Source organism: Candidatus Westeberhardia cardiocondylae (assembly GCA_001242845.1).
GTDB lineage: Bacteria > Pseudomonadota > Gammaproteobacteria > Enterobacterales > Enterobacteriaceae > Westeberhardia > Westeberhardia cardiocondylae.
Genome location: LN774881.1, coordinates 366685 through 390280 on the forward strand (window position 1 = coordinate 366685; position 23596 = coordinate 390280).

The window sequence follows — 23596 nt, forward strand, 5'->3', positions numbered from 1 at the left end:
ACATAATTTAAAAAACAAAATTTTTCAAAATATTAATTAATCTTGAACATATAAACCCTGTTTTTTTAAAGAACGATATATAAATTGTTGTTGAATAATTGTTACAAAATTACTAATTATATAATACAGAACCAGACCAGAAGGAAACCATAAGAAAAACAATGTAAACAAAATTGGTATAAATATCGCAATTTTTTTTTGTATTGGATCAACAATAGAAGAAGAAGGAAATAATTTTTGAATAACAAACATAGTTAATCCCATTAAAATTGGCAAAATATAATATGAATCTCTTTCAGATAAATCATATATCCATAAAACAAAATAAGCATGACGTAATTCAATAGAATTAGACAACATATAATATAAACCTAAAAAAATTGGCATTTGAATTAATAATGGTAAAAAACCATTTAAAGGATTTATTTTTTCTTTTTTATATAACAATATCATCTCTTGACTTTGGCGTTGTTTGTTCCCATCAAAAATCTCACGTATTTTTGCTAATTTCGGTTGCAAAATACGCATTCTCGCTATTGTAGTATATTGTATTTTAGTTAAAGGATACATGATGACACGCAAAACAAACGTAATAATAATAATTGAAAAACCCCAATTCCCTATATATTTATAAATAAATTTTAATAATTTCAATAAAGGCTGAGAAATAAACCATAACCAACCATAATCCACTGTTAAATCTAAATAAGGAGCTACTTTAGACATTACATCTTGTATTTCAGGACCAATCCATAATGTAGATTTTGAAGTATAAAATTTACTGTGTGGAAAAATTTTAATAGGAGATGATCTAAAACCAACTATTGCTTGTTCTGTTTCTGGTAAATATTTAGTATAAAAAACATTTTCATTAAAACCATTTGGTATCCAAGCTGTCACAAAATATTTCTGCAACATAGCTATCCAACCATTTTTTGTACTAAGACACAAATTATTTTTTTTAATATCTTCAAAAGTATATTTTTTGTACTTATCATTACACGATGAATATGCTACACCTCGATAAGCATGCAAAGAAAAATTTCTATCATTTTCACAATATTCACTTGAAAATAAAATAGACTGTTTCAATTGTCCAAACAAAACTAATTCTATTAAATAATCACTTAAATTATCAATATCATAATACATTTCTAAAACAAAACTATTTCGATAAAAAATGAAAATCTTTTTATATACTATCCCTTCTTGAGAAATATAAATCAACGGAACAAACAATTTATCCTCATGTTCTTCTAAAGCATAATAATTCCTATCACTAAAATACAATGGACGACCCTCATTTCTACACAAACTATCAGGTCCGTTTTTTCCAATCAATCCGCTTTGGACTTGATATACAAAATGAGAAGAAGTTTTTAATAAATGAAAGGGATCAAATGAATTTACTTTTTTTGGATAAGTCAAAAGAAAAGCATGTTCAATATCTCCTCCATGAGTATTAATAATGATAGACAAAACATCAGTTTTTATTGTAATAAGTTTTCCTTGTTTATTTTTTATAAGATCATTATTACTATTTAAATTATCATTTATATTATCAGATAAATTAATTTGTTTTTCTGATGAAAAATTATAAAAAGAACAATCTTTCTTCCATTCTTGCCAAATAATAAACGAAATAACTAATAAAGCAATGATCAAAATATTTCTCTGTAAATCCATTTCCTGCATTCTCTATAACAAAATTATGTTATACTAATTTTTCAATCTAATGATTTTTTAAAATAATTTTATTAATATAATAATATCATATATAATATTTAATCACGTATTATTATTATTTAATACAACAAATATATGTTTAAATATCAAAATATTAAAATCTATTAAAACATTTAATATACACAATTCACATTAATACACTTGTAAGAATTAATATGTTTTATTGCCTAATATATAATAAAAACCATATTCTTTGTAATTCCTTTTTTAAAAAATTTTCTTTAAAATTTATCAATTTTGCTTTATAAATAACTACAAAATCCATAAAGAACAAAAAATTTTTATGCACACGAAAACTTTCTCGTATTAACCTTTTAATATAATTTCTTTGATAAGATTTTTTCAAATATTTACTTGATACTATTAAACCAATTCTAGGATACGAAAATTTGTTATTTCGACCTAAAATAACAAAATATAACCCTCTATAACAATTAGGATTTTGCAAAACATAAGAAAATTGACTACGCATCAATAACCTATATTTTCGCGAAAAAAGAAATTTCATAAATTTATGATCACAATTTATTTAGCAGATACAGTTAAATAATACCTACCTTTACGTCTTCTACGAGATAAAATACTACGACCATGCCTTGTTGACATTCTAAATCGAAAACCATGAGTACGATTACGTTTTAATATAGAAGGCTGAAAAGTTCGCTTCATTATTATTTACCTTATAAATTTTATTAATAATATGGATATATCCTGCGATAAATTTAATAAATACATTTGAGATAATTTTTATGTATAAACATTACGATAAATATGTAATACATACATATTTATATGAAAACAAAATTCTATATAAACTAAAATAATTTCTTTTGCATCAAATCTATGAAATTTATATGATAAAATTAAAGAGTCATATCTAAATATTATCTAATAACATATAAAATATAATAACATAATTTCCAATAGTTAAATAAACATATTACATATGTTATTTATGTTTGTACAAAATACAAAAAAGAAATATCACACCTTAGTGCATATATAATTTAAATATTATTTAATTCTATTTTATTAATACTTTACAACTAAAACCTAAAATTTACATTATATACAATAATAGCATTGTCATAATTACATTATATAAAATTTATTCATATTATAAATTTTAACTCTGAAACTTATTTGGTAACTTTCTCTTTAAAAACAATACAATACACAATTATGTATAAATTATCCACTCAAAAATTCAATATGTAAATTAAACTATTACAAACAGACTGTACAAAAGTATTTTAGAAATCTGTGAAACTAATCATTTTATATTAAAATGAGTACGAAAGCATTTTAATATTAATACATTATTAAACCAGTTTTATAAAACTGACACATCAATTTTAACATTCAAAATAGAAACCAACAATTTAAATTCAATAACTATTTAAAACAAAATAAAAAAAATTTATTTTTCAAAAATACAATAATAGCCATTATCTTATTTATCAATTAAAATTAAATTTCTTTTATACAACATAAAATCACAATAATTTATTAATAAATATAGTTTTACTAATTTTATCGTAGAAAAATCAAATAAATTAACATTAACCACTATAAAAAATAATAAAAAATCCAGAAAATTATTACGATACACTGTTTTACATGAAAATATAAAACTAGAAGTAAACCATCTGTTACATATAACAAAATGATATTATTGCAAAAAACAAAATACCCAAGTAATATATGTATATCTCTAAACGCTTTTCAAAATATAAATAAAATAGTACAAAATAATTTCGTTTAACATATTTAAAGAATACTACAAATTTACAAAATATTCTACTTATTAAATAATATTAAATTTTTGCAAACAAAAAAATCACAAAAAATTTTTTCTTACCTTTAATATGCTAAATTAAAAAGTAAATTAATTATCTTAATATTCAAAAAATATTTAAAAATTAAAGAATAAAAAAACAATTGAAATTAAGATTTAAATAAAACTAGACAAAAAATTGCATTTTTAAAACTTAAAACAAAATACAATTTTAAAAAACCAAAATAATATTATTTTACCTAAAAAAATTACATTTTTCATTACTAAAGATTTAAAATATAATATAAAAAAATTAAAAAAATATTAAATTATATATCTGCACGCTACAACAAATTCACAAAAATTCCATTACTATAAAATTTATAAAAAGCTTACATAAATTATTAAACACATAAAATTAACATTAATAAATATAAAATTATAGAAAATACTATAAAGTAAAAAATTCTATTTATTTATAATAAATCTAAAAAACGGTTTTTTTAAAAAATAAATACATATTCATAAAAAAATATCCACTGATCAAAGTCTTTCAAAACTTGATAATATTTTTAATAAATATAATTACACTACAATATTACACATATGTAAAAAATACAAATATTATGTAAAAATAATAATACAAAAACTTTTTAACATTAATTCAAATAATATTTCCTAACTATGAAATTTATTATTGAAAAAGAAAAACTTTTGAATCCGCTACAACAAATTAGCAATGCGTTTCTAAATCGTTCCACTTTACCTATTTTAAATCATTTGCTATTAGAAATAAAAAACAATTATCTATTAATAATTGGGGCAAATCTCGAAATAGAAGTTATATCAAAAATTATATTATATAAAAATTATGAACCAGGAAGTGTTACCATTTCATCAAAGAAATTTTTTAATATTTGTCGATCTCTTCCAAAAAAATCTTTGATTTTTATAAAGAAAAAAAACGAAAAAATATTTATACAATCACAAAAAAGTCGATTTTCTCTTTCAACTCTTCCAGTTTCTGAATTTCCAATTGTTAATTCTGAAAAAAAACTAATACAAATTTTATTTCCAACAGAAGAGATACTAATAGAACTAATTGAACTAACCAAAATTTCCATGGCAAACCAAGATGTTCGATATTATTTAAACGGAATGTTGCTAGAAATAAAAAATGATGAAATACGATCTGTAACTACAGATGGACACAGATTATCAATATGTATATCATCATTTCACACAAAAACATCTATACCTTTTTCTATCATCATACCAAGAAAAGGAGTTATAGAATTATTTCGTATCTTAAAACAAAACAAAAAACAACCTATTAAATTATCTATTGGTAATAATAATATTAAAATTATTACTAATAATTATATTTTTACATCTAAATTAATTGACGGATGTTTTCCAAATTACCGAAATATATTACCAAAAAACAATTATATTACATTAAAAGTGAATTCTGTAGATTTAAAGGAAGCAATTTCTAGAGTATCCATACTTTCTAATGAAAAATTTCGAGGAATTAGAATGCAAATCACAAAAAATACTTTAAAAATTACATCCAATAATTCAAATCAAGAAGAAGCTGAAGAAACACTAGATATTTCTTACAAAAATAAAGATATAGAAATATGTTTAAATGCAAATTATATTTTAGATATATTAAATACTTTAAAATGTAAAAATATAAAAATATTTTTATTAGATGAAATTTCTAGTATTAAAATTGAAAATGCTGAAAACAAAAAATCATTTTATATTGTCATGCCAATGAAATTATAATCACTATCAAAATAACACAAAATATAATCTATTAAAGTATTATAATACACTAAAATACATAAAAAAATAAAACCAAAATACTTATAAATATAAAATAAATATATAATAAATTCTGTATTTTAAAATTATTTAAATAATTTAACACCAATTATTATAATAAAATTCATTTATATTAATTAATGATATTTAATCATTATTATGATACAAAATTTGTTTTGTAATAATTTAAATTACCTTATAATTCTTATCATAAAATTATATAAATATTACATTTATATATTACGCATATGATGAAAACATAATTTTATTTTATCTATTAAATCCAAATTATTTAAATATAATAAAATTTATAATAAACTTATTAAATCCATACAAAATTAAATAATATATTAAATAAACTTTTCAAATTATAACAAATAAATAAAATTTTTAAAATTTATTTCTTAATGTTATAATTATATATGTATTTTTCAATTAAAAACGTTACTTTAATGAATAAAAAATAAGTTTTATTTACAAAATATAAAAAATATACATAAAACAAATATATATTTTATTCTAAAATAATTAAATTTACATAAAATACAATCTACAAATATAAATATCGAAATATGGAACCAATTTATGTCAAACTCTTATACTTCTTCAAATATTAAAATACTTAAAGGTTTAGATGCAGTACGAAAACGACCAGGCATGTATATAGGAAATACAGATGATGGAACTGGTTTACACCATATGGTTTTTGAAATTATAGACAATTCTATTGATGAAGCTTTATCAGGATATTGCAAAAAAATTAAAGTTATCATTTATAATGATCACTCTATATCTATTCAAGATGATGGAAGAGGTATACCAACAGATCTTCATGAAGAAGGAATATCCGCTGCAGAAGTAATTATGACTATTTTGCACGCAGGGGGAAAATTTGATAAAACTTCATATCAAGTATCAGGAGGTTTGCATGGAGTTGGAGTATCAGTAGTAAATGCTTTATCGAAAAAATTAGAACTAATAATAAAACGAGAAAAAAAAATATATCAACAAACTTATTCTTATGGAATACCTAATAAACCAATACAAATAGTAGGAAAAACTAATCAAACTGGAACATTTATACGTTTTTGGCCTGATTGTTCTATATTTACCAATAACATAGAATTTCAATATGACATTTTAAATAATCGATTCAGAGAATTATCATTTTTAAATTCAGGAATAATAATTACTCTTAATGATCAACGAAATAATCAAAATAAAACATTTCATTGTAAAGGAGGAATTAAAACATTTGTACAATATTTAAACAAAAATAATACTCCGATTCATACCAATATATTCCATTTTTCCACTAAAAAAATGAATATTAATGTAGAAATTGCTATACAATGGAATAATAATTTTGAAGAAAAAATTCGTTGCTTTACTAACAATATTCCTCAAAACAATGGAGGTACTCATTTATCCGGATTTCGTTCTGCTATGACAAGAACTATAAATTCTTACGTAGATAAGGAAGGATATAATAAAAAAAATAAAATAAATATTCTAGGAGATGATATTAGAGAAGGTTTAACTGCAATTATTTCAATAAAAATATTAGAACCCAAATTTTCCTCACAAACAAAAGATAAACTTATATCTTCTGAAGTGAAATCTGTAGTAGAATCATTAGTTAATGAAAAATTAGCAGAATTTCTTTTAGAGAATCCACAAGATTCAAATCCTATAATTAATAAAATTATTAACGCAGCTAGATCTAGAGAGATAGCAAAAAAAACAAGAGACGTAACAAGAAAAAAAAATATATTAGAAATCAATACTCTTCCTGGAAAACTAGCAGATTGTCAAGAACAAAATCCAGAATTTTCTGAATTATATCTTGTTGAAGGAGATTCTGCGGGGGGGTCGGCTAAACAAGGTAGAAACCGAAAGAATCAAGCAGTTTTGCCTCTGAAAGGAAAAATTTTAAATGTAGAAAAAACACATCTTGATAAAATACTCTCTTCACAAGAAGTAATTTCTTTAATTACTGCTCTTGGATGTGGAATTGGAAAAAATGAATATAATCCAAATAAATTACGTTATCATCGCATTATTATCATGACAGATGCCGATGTAGACGGATCTCATATTCGAACGTTATTATTAACTTTTTTTTATCGTCAAATGCCAGAAATCATAAAAAGAGGACATATTTTCATTGCATCTCCCCCTTTGTATAAAATAAAAAAAGGAAAAAAAGAATATTTCATTAAAGACGATAATGATTTGATAAAATATCAAATCTCATTAGCTACAAGTAATATTAAGATATACTCCAAATCTAATAATTCTCATCCAATATTATCTACAAAACAACTAAAAAATTTAATTTTTGAATATTTTTTAGTAAAAAAAATAACAAATTGTATCAAATATAAATTTCCAAAAATTGTGATAAACAATTTAATGTATCATATTAAATTACATAAAAAACAAATGAAAACAAAAGAAAAAATTGTTTATTGGTTAAAATCATTTTCAGAAAAAATAAATAATAATAGAAATTATCAATGCAGCTATAAATTAAAAGAAAACAAAAAATATAAAATATTTGAACCAATAATCAAAATAAAAACAAATAACATAGAAACAAAACATTTAATAGACTATCATTTTTTACAAAGTACAACATACGAAAAATTAACAACATTAGGTGAAAAATTTAATAAATTAATTAAAAAAAAAATTTATATTAAACAAGAAGAACATACACAATACGTTAAAAATTTTGAAGAAACCATATCATGGATCATGAAGCGTGCTCTACAAAGAATAAAAATACAGAGATATAAAGGATTGGGAGAAATGAATCCTTTACAACTATGGTCAACAACTATGAACCCTAAAACTCGTAAAATGCTTCAAGTTACAATACATGATACAATTTTGGCAGATAAACTTTTTAGCACACTCATGGGAGACTCAGTAATTCCCAGACGTTCTTTTATTGAAAAAAATGCACTGAAAGCCATAAATATAGATTTTTGATTATTCCTAAAAATAGCTCATAAAATTAATTTTTATTAAAAAGTACTATATTAAATTTTATTTCTAAAATTATTTAATATAATATATTATTTATTTTGTTTATAATTTAGTATTTTATGATATGTAAAAATAAATTTCTCGCAATACTCATTTCATAAATTTTACTATACAAAATTTTTTATGTCAAAAAATCAATTTTGAAAAATTTTTTACAAAATTTTCCCATAATAAATAATATTTAACATTCATATTTCAAAAATCCAAATTTTACTAAAACTATATAATTAAGCTAATTTTCGGATATTAACACATATAAAAAATAAAAACCAAAATGATTTTTTTATATTTTATATAATATAAACTTTATTATCATAAAATTTAATAAAAACTACATATCAAAATCGAATGCTTACTTAAATTTCATAAACATATTAAAGTTTTAGTATTAATAATATTCAAATTATTCAATAATATATTTAAAACAAATTTCAATATTACCTAATTACATTAAAACTCTCAATAATATTAAATATAAAAATTTTTAAATATTAAATTTAAATTTTCAATAAATAGACAAAATACTACTTACCTAATTTCATTTTAATAAAAATTAAACAAAACTAAATAATAAAACACTAAAACTGATTATATAACGTAAATATATAAAATATAAATAATCATTCAAAAACTACTTATCTACAAAATTTCGAAAAAATAAAAATTTATTTATAAAAATAAAACAATCACAATAATTATTGATAATTCATAAAAAAATATCTAATACTTTAAATTTAAATTAGCAAAAAACAAAAATACATTCAATAAATTATAAAATATTGGCATATCGCTGTGAAAATTTATTACTTTATTTGTAATTTTAAAATTTCTATAAAAATGTAATTTTAAAAATTTAAATATTTAACATATATTAATATAAAACTTATATACACATATATTCCTAAAATAATAAATAATTATTCAAAAAATTTCTATTTATTAAATCATAATTAAAACAATCAAAATCATCTATAATAAATATCAACTATTATTTTTTCTTCAAAAAATTTTATCTGTTTTAATAAAATCATTTCCTAAATCAATATCATTAAAAATAAAACCCTTATCCCAAAAATTAATTCTTAACCCATGAATATAATTTCAATAATTAAAAGTTAAATAAAATATCTTAATATTTATCAATAATAAGGTAAACCACTATGAATTTATTAAAATCATTTATAACAATTAGCATGATAACTTTTTTATCAAGAATTTTAGGTTTTATTAGAGATATCATAATCGCAAGAACATTTGGAGCAGGAATGGCAACTGATTCTTTTTTTATTGCATTTAAAGTACCAAATTTATTACGTCGTATTTTTTCTGATGGCATATTTTCACAAATATTTATACCTATATTAGAAGAATATAAAAATAAAAAAGAAAAAAAACTAATAAAAAATCTCATATCTTATACTACAAGTCTATTTATTTTAATATTGCTTATACTTACAATTATTGGAATATTAATTGCTCCATGGATTATTACAATAATTGCTCCAGGTTTTCTTGAAATACCAGGTAAATTTATTCTAACAATAAAATTATTAAGAATTATTTTTCCTTATATAATACTTATTTCTTTAGCGTCATTAGCAACTGCAATTCTCAACACATGGAACAGATTTTCAATACCAGCATTTGCTCCAACTTTACTTAATATTAGTATAATAGTTTTCATAATATTTGGAACACCTTTTTTTAACCCCCCAATATTATCGTTAGCATGGTCTATAATCATAGGAAGTTTTTTACAACTAATATATCAATTAATTGAACTAAAAAAGATAAAAATGTTAGTCATTCCCAGTTTTCAATATCAAAATAAAGAAATATGGAAAATGCTAAAATTAATAGGTCCAGCTGTTCTCTATGTTTCAATTAATCAAATTTCTAATATCATTAATACTATTTTTTCATCTTTTTTAATTTCTGGATCTGTATCATGGATATATTATGCAGATCGTTTGATGGAAGTACCGACTGGATTACACGGAGTAGCCTTAAGCAGTATTTTGTTATCCATATTATCAAGAAATTACTGTTGTGGAAATTATAAAGAATATTCTCGTTTACTAGATTGGGGTTTACGACTGTGTTTTATATTAGGAATACCAAGTGCAATATCTCTAATAATACTGGCAAATCCGTTAATTGTTACATTATTCCAATATGGACAATTTTCTTCTTTTGACACACTAATGACACAACAAGCATTAATCAGTTATGCAATAGGAATTATTGGATTTTTAGGAGTAAAAGTATTGAGTCCTGCTTTTTATTCTAGAAGAGATATAAAAACACCAATACGTATGGCAATAATTACAGTTATAATAACACAAATAATAAACATAGCGTGTATTAATACATTAAAACATGTCAGTTTATCCTTATCAGTTAGTTTAGGAGCATGTATAAATTTTGGTTTGCTATATTGGCAATTACGAAAAAAGAAAATATTTAAACCACAACCTGGTTGGTTAAACTTTTTGTCTCGTTTATTAATCGCGGTTACCGCTATGTCTATAATGTTAATAGGAATATTACAAATTATGCCAGAATGGGACACAGGAAATCTATTAAACAGATTATTTCGCTTAATAACAGTTATTTTAATAGGAACATCATCCTATTTTATATTCCTTTGGATTATTGGATTTTCTTTGAAATATTTCTCTTATTTTATAAAAGATTAATATTATACGAATACTTTTTCATAAAATAATTATAGTTTTATAATAAAATTATCTACATTTCATTTACCGTTTTAATACCAAGTAAATTTAATCCTTGTTTTAATGTTTTAGAAATTAATGAAAGCAACAAAACACGGCTAATACGTAATTCTTCATTCTCTTCATAAAAAATAGGAAATTTTTCATAAAATACAGAAAATAACACTGATAAATTATACAAATAAGAACACAAAACATGAGGTGTGCCGTTCTGATACACAAAAAGAATTACTTCTTCAAATTGTAACAAATGAACAGCTAATTGTTTTTCATTTTTTGTAGTCAACTTAATTTTATTTTTAAATGAATGTTGCTTAAAAATTTTATAACTTTTTTTTAACACAGACATGATTCTGGTATAAGCATATTGTATGTAAAGAGCAGTATTTCCATGAAAACTTAAAATTTGATCCCAATCAAAAATATAATTTATAATTCTATTTTTTGATAATTCAAAATATTTTATTGAACCGATTCCAACTACTTCAGATAAAATATCTAATTTTTTCTTAGAAATATTTGGTTTTTTATTTAATATCAATTTCCTAGCGCGTTTTATTGCTTCATTTAATAAAACTGTTAATTTTATTGTAGCTCCACTTCGTGTCTTAAACGGTTTACCATTCTTTCCCAGAACCATTCCAAACGTATGATGTTCTAATATACAATTGTGAACATAACCAGCTTTTTGAGCAATACTCCAAATTTGCTTTAAATACTGATGTTGACGTGAATCAATATAATATACAATTTTATAAGCATTAAGAATTTCACAACGATATTTAATACAAGCAATATCAGTGCTACTATAAAGATATGCTCCATCTTTTTTTTGAATAATAACACCCATAGGCTTACCACGCTTATTCTTAAAATTATCCAAAAAAATAACAATTGCACCTTTATTTTCTAAAGCCAATCCTTTTTTTTTTAAATCTTTTACAATTTCTGGTAACATGCTATTATAAGTACTTTCTCCCATAGAATGTGTAAGATTTAATGTAATATTCAAACGATCATAAATTTTTTGATTCTCTAACATGCTGAGTTTAACTAAATTATTCCATATTTTAAGACAACGACTATCACCATTCTGCAATCTCACAACACAATCACGAGCGCGCTTAGAAAAATAAGGGTCTTGATCATATTTTCTTCTAGCAAAACGATAAAAAATTTCTAACTGAGAAAGAGTAATTTTTTTATTTAAATCAATTTTTATACTTTCTAAATAAGCAATAAGCATACCAAATTGCGTACCCCAATCACCTACATGATTAGAACGAACAACATGATACCCTAAAAATTCACATATTCGTACAAAAGCATCACCAATAATTGTTGATCTTATATGTCCTACATGCATTTCTTTAGCAATATTTGGGGAAGAATAATCAACAACAATAGTTTTTTTTGGAATAACAGTAACAATATTTAAACGAGAAGAGGATAAAACACAAATAAGACATTGTGATAACCAATTTGGATCAAGAAAAATATTAATAAATCCAGGAGAAATAACATCAATTTTGTATGCAATACCGTTTAAATCTAAGGTATCCACTAATTTTCTAGCTAAACATAGCGAAGACATACCAAATTTCTTTGCAATATCCATTACCCCATCAATTTGATAATCCCCATATTCTGATTTTGTCGATGGATGTATTTTTAACGAAACATTTATAGGTAAATTTACTAAAAAAGATAAAGCCTGATAAACTCTATCTGATAAAACCGAATGAATATTCATGGTAAATAACTATTAATTTATATAATTAAAATATTAATAAATATAAAATACTTAGAATACTATATTTAAAATACTAACCAAAATTTTTAATTTAAACCAAATAAGAAAAAAATAAATTCATAAATCAAATTTAAAAAATTTTCTACAGTACATTTAAAAACAATAAATACTTTCTAAAAAAATATTTTAAAAAATTTATATTATACATGAAAATAAAATTTTTGATAAATTTTTAATTTTTTAATTTGCAACAAGTACATATTTATCTTAAAAATAAATAAAAAATTTAAAATATCATATAAAATTTTTTAATTTATCAAATTTAAAACAAATATAATTATAAAATTGACCTTGAATTATGTTAAATTATTAAACATATTTAACTATAAATATAAATTTAGTTATATATCAATTATATTCAATAATATTTTTTTTAAAAATATGTTATAGTACAATCATGCGAACTATATACTGTGGAAAATTAGATGCGAAACATATTAACAAAAAAGTTAAATTGTGTGGTTGGATTAATCATATCCGAAAAATGGGAAACCTTATATTTATAGAAATGAGAGATTGGGAAGGAACAGTACAAATATTTTTCAATTCTAAATACCCAAAAGCTTTTCTACAAGCTTCAAAATTACGAAATGAATTTTGTTTAAAAATAACAGGTATTGTTCATCGCAGGCCAAAAAAACAAATAAATAAAAATATACCAACTGGGGAAATAGAAATTTTAGTCACCAATTTAACTATAATAAATAAATCTGAACCATTACCTATAAATAATAACCAAAATAATTTTGAAGAACAAAGATTAAAATTTCGATATCTTGATCTTCGACGTCCAATTATGACAAATAGATTGAAAATAAGAGCAAAAACTAGTAATTACATTCGTAAATTTATGAACTCAAAAGGTTTTTTAGAAATTGATACACCAATACTAAGTAAAATTACACTAGAAGGAGCAAAAAATTATCTAGTACTAAATAAAATACACGGCAAAAAATTCTTTTCGCTACCCCAATCACCTCAAATTTTCAAACAATTACTAATGATATCAGGTATTGATCGTTATTATCAAATTGCAAAATGTTTTCGAAATGAAGACTCTCGATCTAATCGTCAACCGGAATTTACTCAAGTTGATTTAGAAATTTCTTTTTCAACTTCTGTAAAAGTGCGAAAAATAGCAGAAAATCTGATACGAAACATTTGGAATAACATACTTGGTGTAAAATTAAAAAAATTTCCACAAATAACTTACGAGGAATCTATAAAAAAATTTGGTTCCGACAAACCAGATTTACGAAATCCTATAGAATTTGTTGAAATAACAGATTTAATCAAAAACAAACAAATAAAATTATTTTCCGTGTTAGAAAATAAAATACAATATAAAATATTCTCGACTCATTTTCCAAATTGTACTGAATTTAACCAAAAAAAAATTGAAAAATATAATAAATATATAAAAAATTCCAATATAAACAATAAAATATTTTATATGGAAATCATTGGATATAAAAATGAAACATATAAAATCAAAAGTTCAATTTTAAATTTTTTAAATTATGAAACTATTAAAAATATTATAAAAAGAAATAAAGCAAACATTGGAGATATCCTCATATTTTTATTTTTTGAATACAATAAAAAAACATTCAAATATTTAAAAAAATTACGAATTGACTTTGGAAAAGATTTAAAACTTACAAATAAAAAAAATTGGTCTCCTGTATGGATAATAGATTTTCCCATGTTTAAAAAATTAAATAACGGAGAAATAACATCCATGCATCATCCGTTTACAGCACCAAAAAAATTACAAGATATACAAACTCTTACAAAAAATCCTTTATCAATTATTTCCGATTCTTATGATTTAGTAATAAATGGGCATGAAATAGGTAGTGGATCAGTCCGTATCCATAAAACCGAAATACAAAAAATTGTTTTTGACATATTAAATATCGATTTAACTACGCAAAACAAAATATTTAATTTTTTCTTAGATGCATTAAAATACGGAACACCTCCGCACGCAGGTTTAGCATTTGGTTTTGATAGATTAGTAATGTTACTAACTAAAACAGATAATATACGTGATATTATACCTTTTCCTAAAACAACTTCAGGAATTGATCTCATGACCAATGCACCTGACTATTTATAACACAAAATTCTTGTGAAAAAACAACTCAACGATACTTACGTTATATTCTAATTAATTTTAATTAATATAAAATTTTTAACAATATATATAAAATTAAAAAAATCATACAATTAATTTTTTTAAAATAACTTTATTTTTATTTATAAAATAAAAATATTTTTAATTACAAAACACAAATATTTTTAATAAAAACATAATTTTAAAATTTATATATCTATAAAAATTAATTTATACTAAACCAATTATCAAAATAAATTAAATAAATAAAAATTAAACCCACTAAAATTATTTATGTATTAATAAAATTATTTTAAAAAACCGGGAGAAAATATGGCTGGTCACAGCAAATGGGCTAATATTAAACATAGAAAAGAATCACAAGATAAAAAAAAAGAAAAAAAATTTACTAAAATTATACAAAAATTAAAAACTATTTCTAAAATATATAAAAATGACATACGATTCAACAAAAAAATACGATCAATAATAAATCAAAATTCGTCTATAAACATACCAAAAAATATATTAAAAAAAGCCATATCAAACGATAATAACATTCATAATTGCAAAAAAATTTACGCTACTTACGAAGGATACGGACCAGGAGGAATTGCAATAATAATAGAATGTTTTATAAAAAATCGTAATCAAATTACTTCAAAATTACGAAACTCTTTTAGCAAATTTGGTGGAAATTTAAGTACTAACGGTTCAGTCACATATTTATTCAAAAAAACAGTGGTAATTACACTACCCTATTCTTTTCAAAAAAACAAAATAAAAGATAAACAAATCATAGAATTTATCAGAAAATCCGGAGCAGAGTACACAAAAACTTTTGAAAAAAATAAAATTAATATATATACAACAAAAAAAAATACTAAAAATATTAAAAACAAACTAAAATCATTCGGACTTATATCATCTTCGTCAAGAATAATAAATACTCCAACTGTATATTTAAATGTACAAAAAAAATATATAAATAAATTTACATCATTAATTAACACAATACAAAGTTTCAAAGAAGTAAAAACAATATATCACAATGGTAAATTTAACGTTTTAAAAAATTAACTTTAAATAAAATGTATTAAATTTAATGATTCACATTTAAATTATTCCCGCATTATATAAAATTTTCAATTTTATTTCAATAAATATGTTACTTTTTTGATAAAAATTCAAAATTAAAAAAATCAATATATTAAAACTATATTCCAAAATTATACAATATATCTCGTTTACTAAATATTAAATTTAAAATATTAATAATTATCGATGCTAAATTTTGTAAAAAATAAAATAATATTGAGGTTTTTATATTGACTATAAAACAAAAAAAAAACTACAAAAAACTTGTACAAAAAAATATAAAATTCAAAAAAAATACTTTCAAACAACCAAAACTATTTTATTTGATTTTTTCTATTGAAATATGGGAACGATTTGGATATTATGGTTTACAAAGTATTTTTGTAATATATTTAGTAAAAATACTAGGATTATCAGAATCTTCTTCTATCACACTTTTTTCCTCATTTAATGCTTTAGTGTGTGGATTTGTATCAATAGGAGGATGGTTAGGTGATAAAATACTAGGAACAAAACGAGTTATTATTTTAGGAACAATAGTTTTAATCACTGGATATAGTATAATAGCTTGTTCGGAACATAAAATTTATTCAGTATATTTAGGAATGGCTACCATTGCTATTGGAAGTGGTTTATTTAAAGCTAATCCATCCGCTTTACTATCTACATGCTATAACAAAGAAGATCCAAAATTAGACAGTGCTTTTACCATGTATTATATGGCAATTAATATTGGTTCATTCATATCCATGTTATTTACTCCGTGGATAGCCATACGTTATGGATGGAATATCGCTTTCTCTCTTAGTGTAATAGGTATGATCATTACATTATTAAACTTTATTTCATTTTATAATATAATGAAAAAATATGGATCAAAACCAGATTTTATCAAATTAAAATTAAATACACTATTAGCAGTTATAAGTGGAATTATATTATTAATTCCTTTATCTTGTTGGTTACTTTATCATCAAAATATTGCAAGAATATTTCTTATATTAATAACTATAATCATTTTCACAATACTTATTTATGAAACAATAAAACTTTATGGAATAAGTAGAAAACGTATGTTAGCAGCTTTAATTATGATGTTAGAAGCAATAGTATTTTTTGTACTTTATAATCAAACACCAACTTCTTTAAATTTTTTTGCTATTCATAATGTAGAAACTAAACTTTTTGGAATATATTTCGAGCCAGAACAATATCAAGCACTTAATCCTCTTTGGATTATTATAATGAGTCCAATACTAGCTAAATTTTACAATAAAACAGGAAATCGTTTTCCAATTCCTTTTAAATTCGCAGTTGGAATGGCATTTTGTTCAATGTCTTTTTTAATACTTTCCTTAGGAATAAAATTAACAAATGATTCCAATATTGTTTCAATATATTGGTTAATCTTAAGTTATGCACTACAAAGCATTGGAGAATTAATGATCTCTGGATTAGGAATGTCCATGATTGCAAAACTAGTTCCTAGAAGATTAACTGGATTTGTTATGGGAGCTTGGTTTTTAACTACCGCTACTTCAGCAATTATTGCGGGTTTCGTAGCTAATTTATCCGTCATTCCAAATAACTTAAACGACCCTAAAATATCCCTTATATTATATAGCCAAGTATTTATGAAAATAGGCATTTATTCTGGAATCATATCCATATTCATGTTGCTTTTTGCACGTAAAGTAATTCAACTTCTTAAAACAAAAAAATTAAATAATCAATATACTAAATAAAATTTATTAAATAAAATAAATTAATTTACAATAATTTACATGAAACTAAAAAATTAGAAACTTCTTAAACAAAATCAATTATAAAATATCCATATTCTTAATATTTATTTAGACAAACAAATACGATATTTACCAAAATAAACAAAAAGATAATTCACATCTATAAAATTTTATAAAAACAAATTAAAATATAAATAAAATCACTATAGTAAAACATTTATATAATTTGTTTTATTTTAAATTCTTTATTTCCAATAAATTAATCTATGATTTTTTTTTCCTCGGCATAATAAAGTATAATGTCCATATTTTATATCATCATCTGTAATAATATATTTTTTATTATTCTGTTTTTTACCATTTATTGATATAGCATTAGCTAAAATTATATCTTTAGCTTGCCTACCAGATAAAACTAATTTAGTCATAATTAAAGCTTGTTGTAAACTTATACTTTGTATTTTTTGTAAAACAATCATTGAAATTCCATTTTTAACACATTTTTTAAAATCATTTTCTGTTAAATTCTGTATTTTGTTTTCAGAAAACAAAATTTCTGTAATACATTGGGCGGATAATAACCCTCGTTTTCCATGCACCAATTTAGTAAGAAATTTTGCTAATATATATTGAGCCTCACGATGAAAAAATTTTTTTTTACTAAAAATTTTTTGTTTCATACGATCTTTCAATATTTGAATATCAGATAAATCTAAAAAAGTAAAAATTTTCAAAAAATGAAAAACATCTTTATCAGAAACATTAATCCAAAATTGGTAAAAATTATACGAATTAGTTTTAATAGGATCTAACCAAATCGTTTCATTAGTTTCGCTTTTGCTAAATTTTGTACCATCAACTTTAGTAATAAGTGGAACGGTTAATCCATAAGCAACATTTCCATTTAACTTCCGAATCAAATCTATTCCAGAAATAATGTTTCCCCATTGATCAGATCCACCAATTTGCAAAATAGCATTATATTTATTATTCAAAAAAACAAAATCATATCCTTGAAAAAGACTATAAGAAAATTCTGTAAAAGTAATCCCATAATTATTTCGATTCAATCTCTTTTTTATTGCCTCTTTATTAATCATATGATTTACAGAAAAATATTTTCCAATATTTCTAAGAAAATTTAATATACTCATATTTTTAAACCAATCATAATTATTAACAATAATAGCACTGTTTTCTCCACAATTAAAATCAAGAAATAAAGAAACTTGTTTTTTAATTTTTTTTGTCCAATTTTTAATCTTTTTCAAAGAATATAATTTCCGTTCTTTTTTTCTAAAACTAGGATCCCCAACTAAACCAGTAGCACCCCCTAAAAGAATTAACGGGCGATGCCCAGCTAACTGAAATCTTCTTAAACATATTAACAATAATAAATTACCTACATGTAAACTGTCATTACTTGGATCAAAACCACAATATACAGTAATTGATTTTTCTTTTAATAATTTAACCAAATTCTCTTGTTTTATTATCTGTGAAACTAATTCTCTTTCTTCAAATTGTTGTATCAAATTTGACATTTTCGTATTAATACATCCTTAAAAAATTAACGTGAAAATTCAACTAATATTCATACATACAATAATATAATTTAACAAAATCATTATTTAAAATACATTTTTACAATTTTATACTATAAATTCAATTCTAACATTTAATAAAAATATTATTAATTCAATTTATTTTATATAATAAATTATTATCTTAATCCAAAACTACATTTCCTATGTTACTGCATAATCTACATAACAAAAATATTTTTACACAAAAAAAAATTATCTATATCAATTTTAATACACCCAAAATATCATAAAATATCAATATAAACAAAAAATTTTTAAAATAAAAACCAAATTCATCTTAATAAAAAAAATTGTACAAGATCAATTAATTTTATACAAACTATTCCAAAATTTTAAAATATATGTATAATGTAAAATAACTATATTAAATATATGAAATATTAATCTTTAAAAATTTTTAATCTACAAACAATTGTAATACTTTTTTTACATATTAAAATTTTATTATTCATATATTCTAAGAAATATTTTCATTATAAATTAATATAAAAAATAAACAAATTACGTTTATTATACAAAATATTTGCCTGTAAAATTTAAAAACTAATTATTAACACATCAATTCACGTAACTATAAATTTATATAAACCAATATTTATTAACTAAATTGTATTTATCAAAATTTACAATATATTTCTCATCATTTACAACATTTTTAATAAATATATCACAATATAATTAATTAACACTCCAAAATTTAAAATTCAATATTATTGAATATAAATAAAACTAGCCTATCTACGTGCAAAGAAAAATAAAACACACATTTTCTAATATATACAAATATTTATTTTCTTTTAGAGAAATAAAATTAAAAGTTTTAATTCTTACTACATTAATGCTTTTTATAAAAAAAATTTATTTTAATAACTCTTTCTGTATAAAACAGATAAACAATTACGTTATATTTGATAAACACTTTCAATTGTTGCAAAAAAAAACAAATTTTTCCAATAAAATTTATTATGAAAATGCTTTTTACTATAAAAATATAGATATAATAAAACATAAAAAAAAAAATAAAAATACTATTATTAGTAATATTTATCTTGAAATAAAAAACAATAAACAAAATAAATTACAATACATTAATATATCTCATAATGTATATTTAATATTTTATAAAAAAATACATAAAAAAAAATTAATAAATTTTACAAATATATCTTACGAAAAATTCTTTTCTCAACAAAATAATCATCAAAACAAAAAATATAAACAAACTAATATCAAAAAAAAAAAAACAAGTTACAATTTTTTTCTCAAAAAACAACTAAACAAAAATTTCATTTATACAGCTAAACTAGCAGGTATAAATAACATTGATATATATAATGTTATACAAATATTAAAAAAAAAAATTAATTTTAGAAAATTAAATAAAGAAGACCACTGTCTTTTACTAATTAAAAAAACAACCTATAATGATAAATATAAGAATAAATTAATTGGTATTCGAATAAGAACCAAAGGAAAAAATTACTATATATTTCGAAATCAACAAGGAAAACTTTGTTACCATAATATACTACAAATAAATAACAAAACTTTTTTAAGATTTCCTATAAAAAAAAATTTCCGTATCTCATCTAATTTTAATCTTAATAGAATTCACCCCATTACTGGAAAAATTTCTCCTCATAATGGAATTGATTTAGCTGTTCCAGTTGGAACCCCCGTACTATCTGTAGGAGATGGAATAGTCAAAGTAAGCAAAAAAAGTAAAATTGCTGGAAATTACATTTCTATTTATCATAATAATAAACATACAACAAAATATATGCATTTAAAAAATTCACTAGTAAAAGAAGGACAAAAAGTTCAATGTGGAGAATGTATTGGATTATCAGGAAACACTGGAAGATCCACTGGACCACATTTACATTTCGAAGTGTGGATAAATAAAAAAGCAGTAAATCCATTAACTATAGATTTAACACATATTAAATCGTTATATAAAAACAAACAAAAAAATATTTTTTCTGAAACAGAATGGATATTACAACAACTACAATTATATTAATATACTGTTCCTATACCATTTATTAATTAAAATTTAAAATCTCTACAAAAACCATACAAAACAGTAAATATTTAAATAAATTTAAAATTAATTTCACAATACAAATATTTGCCAAATTGTATAAAATTTCAAAAAATTATAAAAAATAACACATCATCCACTCTCATCTTTGATATTATTCTTATTTCAAAAATAAAAATTTAACTTAAACTAATTTATAATTCATTCCAAATAATTAAATTTTAATACATGCAAATAAAAAAAATCAATTTACTTAATTTAAATAAAAAAAATTTAAAAAAATTTTTTTTATCAATTGGAGAAACAGCCTTTCGTGCTAATCAAGTCATGAAATGGATATACCATGATTATTGTAACGACTTCAACAAAATGACTAATATTAGCAAAAAACTAAAAAAAAAATTAAATTCCTTAGCAGAAATTTACGCTCCTAAAATAATTAATACGCTTTATTCTTCAGACGGAACCATAAAATGGATTATGCAAACAAAATCACAAAAAACAGAAACAATTTATATTCCAGAAAAAAAAAGAAATACACTTTGTATTTCTTCGCAAATAGGTTGTATTCTTAAATGTACATTCTGCGCAAGCGGACAACAAAAATTTCAAAGAAATTTAACTATATCAGAAATTATTGGTCAAATTTGGAGAATAAAAAAAATATTTCATAAAAAAATAGAAAAAAATATTAAACACTATCGCAAAATTACTAATATAGTAATAATGGGGATTGGAGAACCATTATTAAATATTAAAAATATAATTCCAGCAATAAATATTATGTTAGATGACTTAGGATTCGGAATATCTAAACGAAAAATCACAATATCAACTTCCGGCATACCCAGCGCAATAGAGAAACTTAGTCACAAAACCGATGTAGTATTAGCGTTATCATTACACGCTCCTACAGATAAAATAAGAAATAAAATTATGCCTATTAATAAAAAATATAATATCAACTCATGTTTATCATCCATATACAATTATCTTAAAACATCTAAAGCTAATAAAGGAAAAATAACAATAGAATATGTGATGCTACAAAATATTAATGATAACATCCAACATGCGCATCAATTAGCAAAACTTTTGAAAAAAATTCCATGCAAAATTAACTTAATTCCTTGGAACCAAATTCCAGGATCTTATTATCAATGTAGCTCAAACATACAAATCAATAATTTTTTTAATATACTTAAAAAATATAATTTAATCGTAACAATAAGAAAAACAAGGGGAAACGATATACATGCTTCTTGTGGACAATTAACAGGAAAAAATAAAAAAATAATCCATAAATTGAACATTTAAACAATGTAACAATTACTACATTAAAAAACCTTTTATTTTATTATAATAAATGTTTTACAAACTTAAATATAAACAAAATTAATTTAAAACCTACTTCTTTTAAAATAAAAATTCTTAATATTTAATACATTATTACTATTCAAACAATATCTTAATTACAATATAAAAAAAATATTTTTCATTAAACTTAAATAAATAAAACAAATTTAAAAAATCATATTATATACAAAATTAAATTAAAAATAAATTTACTTATACAACACAAATATAATATTTTAATTCTAACACGAAGCTAATTATAAAATATTTATAAAAACTAAACAAAATTATAAATAAATTATTTTAAATATCTATAACATATCAAATAATTTAATTTGATATATAATTAAAAATTCAATGTTATTGAATTATTAATTATTATTTAATATTAATATATGATTACAAATAAAATTTAAAAAATTTTAAAACATCATAAAATAATCAAATAATAACAAATATAAATTTTATAAATATATCAAAAAACACAGAATACTAAATGTAAAATTAAGAAAATTATAAAATCTTTATAATCAAAAAATTTCACACATAAAACAAAAACTCTAAAAATTCCAATATTTCTTGAATTTTCAAAAGAATTATGTTAATTCTTATGAAAACCAAGAAAATATTAAAACAAAATTAAATAGCATAAATTCACTTAATTTC

General features: G+C 21.5%; 13 protein-coding genes. 8 read left to right on the forward strand and 5 right to left on the reverse strand.

What is annotated here, in order from left to right; translation table 11 throughout:
* Positions 1-36: 36 nt before the first annotated feature.
* From yidC to rpmH, 3 genes are all read right to left on the reverse strand, one after another.
* Positions 37-1686: a membrane protein insertase YidC gene (gene yidC / locus WEOB_RS01485; protein WP_281264077.1), complete on the reverse strand. Its 1650-nt coding sequence runs from the start codon at positions 1684-1686 to the stop codon at positions 37-39.
* A 220-nt stretch (positions 1687-1906) separates the two neighbouring features.
* On the reverse strand, positions 1907-2254 hold the full coding sequence (rnpA, locus tag WEOB_RS01490; RefSeq protein WP_281263783.1) for a ribonuclease P protein component: 348 nt from the start codon (positions 2252-2254) through the stop codon (positions 1907-1909).
* Positions 2255-2271: 17 nt separating this feature from the next.
* On the reverse strand, positions 2272-2415 hold the full coding sequence (gene rpmH / locus WEOB_RS01495; RefSeq protein WP_281263784.1) for a 50S ribosomal protein L34: 144 nt from the start codon (positions 2413-2415) through the stop codon (positions 2272-2274).
* A gap of 1792 nt (positions 2416-4207) precedes the next feature.
* Between rpmH and dnaN the strand changes: the two genes are divergently transcribed.
* From dnaN to murJ, 3 genes are all read left to right on the forward strand, one after another.
* On the forward strand, positions 4208-5317 hold the full coding sequence (gene dnaN, locus WEOB_RS01500; RefSeq protein WP_281263785.1) for a DNA polymerase III subunit beta: 1110 nt from the start codon (positions 4208-4210) through the stop codon (positions 5315-5317).
* A 624-nt stretch (positions 5318-5941) separates the two neighbouring features.
* Positions 5942-8353, forward strand: coding sequence for a DNA topoisomerase (ATP-hydrolyzing) subunit B (gene gyrB, locus WEOB_RS01505; protein WP_281263786.1), 2412 nt, complete (start codon positions 5942-5944; stop codon positions 8351-8353).
* Positions 8354-9570: 1217 nt separating this feature from the next.
* On the forward strand, positions 9571-11109 hold the full coding sequence (murJ, locus tag WEOB_RS01510) for a murein biosynthesis integral membrane protein MurJ (protein ID WP_281263787.1): 1539 nt from the start codon (positions 9571-9573) through the stop codon (positions 11107-11109).
* Between the two features lie 52 nt (positions 11110-11161).
* Here the strand turns inward: murJ and argS are convergent, their stop codons facing one another.
* Positions 11162-12901, reverse strand: coding sequence for an arginine--tRNA ligase (gene argS, locus WEOB_RS01515; RefSeq protein WP_281263788.1), 1740 nt, complete (start codon positions 12899-12901; stop codon positions 11162-11164).
* A 457-nt stretch (positions 12902-13358) separates the two neighbouring features.
* On the opposite strand from argS, the gene aspS reads away from it, so the two are divergent.
* The 3 genes from aspS (at position 13359) to dtpA (ending at position 17923) form a co-directional block, all read left to right on the forward strand.
* A complete protein-coding gene (gene aspS / locus WEOB_RS01520) occupies positions 13359-15083 on the forward strand; it encodes an aspartate--tRNA ligase (protein ID WP_281263789.1) in 1725 nt (574 codons plus the stop codon).
* A 330-nt stretch (positions 15084-15413) separates the two neighbouring features.
* Positions 15414-16160, forward strand: a complete 747-nt coding sequence (locus tag WEOB_RS01525) for a YebC/PmpR family DNA-binding transcriptional regulator (protein ID WP_281263790.1) — start codon at positions 15414-15416, stop codon at positions 16158-16160.
* A 254-nt stretch (positions 16161-16414) separates the two neighbouring features.
* Positions 16415-17923 (forward strand): dipeptide/tripeptide permease DtpA, encoded by a 1509-nt coding sequence (dtpA, locus tag WEOB_RS01530; protein ID WP_420885191.1) that lies wholly within the window; start codon positions 16415-16417, stop codon positions 17921-17923.
* A gap of 245 nt (positions 17924-18168) precedes the next feature.
* Here dtpA and tyrS read toward each other — a convergent pair whose 3' ends face one another.
* Positions 18169-19467 (reverse strand): tyrosine--tRNA ligase, encoded by a 1299-nt coding sequence (gene tyrS / locus WEOB_RS01535; RefSeq protein WP_281263791.1) that lies wholly within the window; start codon positions 19465-19467, stop codon positions 18169-18171.
* Between the two features lie 991 nt (positions 19468-20458).
* Here tyrS and WEOB_RS01540 point away from each other — a divergent pair.
* Together WEOB_RS01540 and rlmN are read left to right on the forward strand one after the other, a co-directional pair.
* Entirely contained in the window at positions 20459-21553 is a 1095-nt protein-coding gene (locus WEOB_RS01540) for a peptidoglycan DD-metalloendopeptidase family protein (RefSeq protein WP_281263792.1), read from the forward strand.
* Between the two features lie 249 nt (positions 21554-21802).
* Positions 21803-22891: a dual-specificity RNA methyltransferase RlmN gene (gene rlmN, locus WEOB_RS01545; RefSeq protein ID WP_281263793.1), complete on the forward strand. Its 1089-nt coding sequence runs from the start codon at positions 21803-21805 to the stop codon at positions 22889-22891.
* Positions 22892-23596 lie beyond the last annotated feature (705 nt).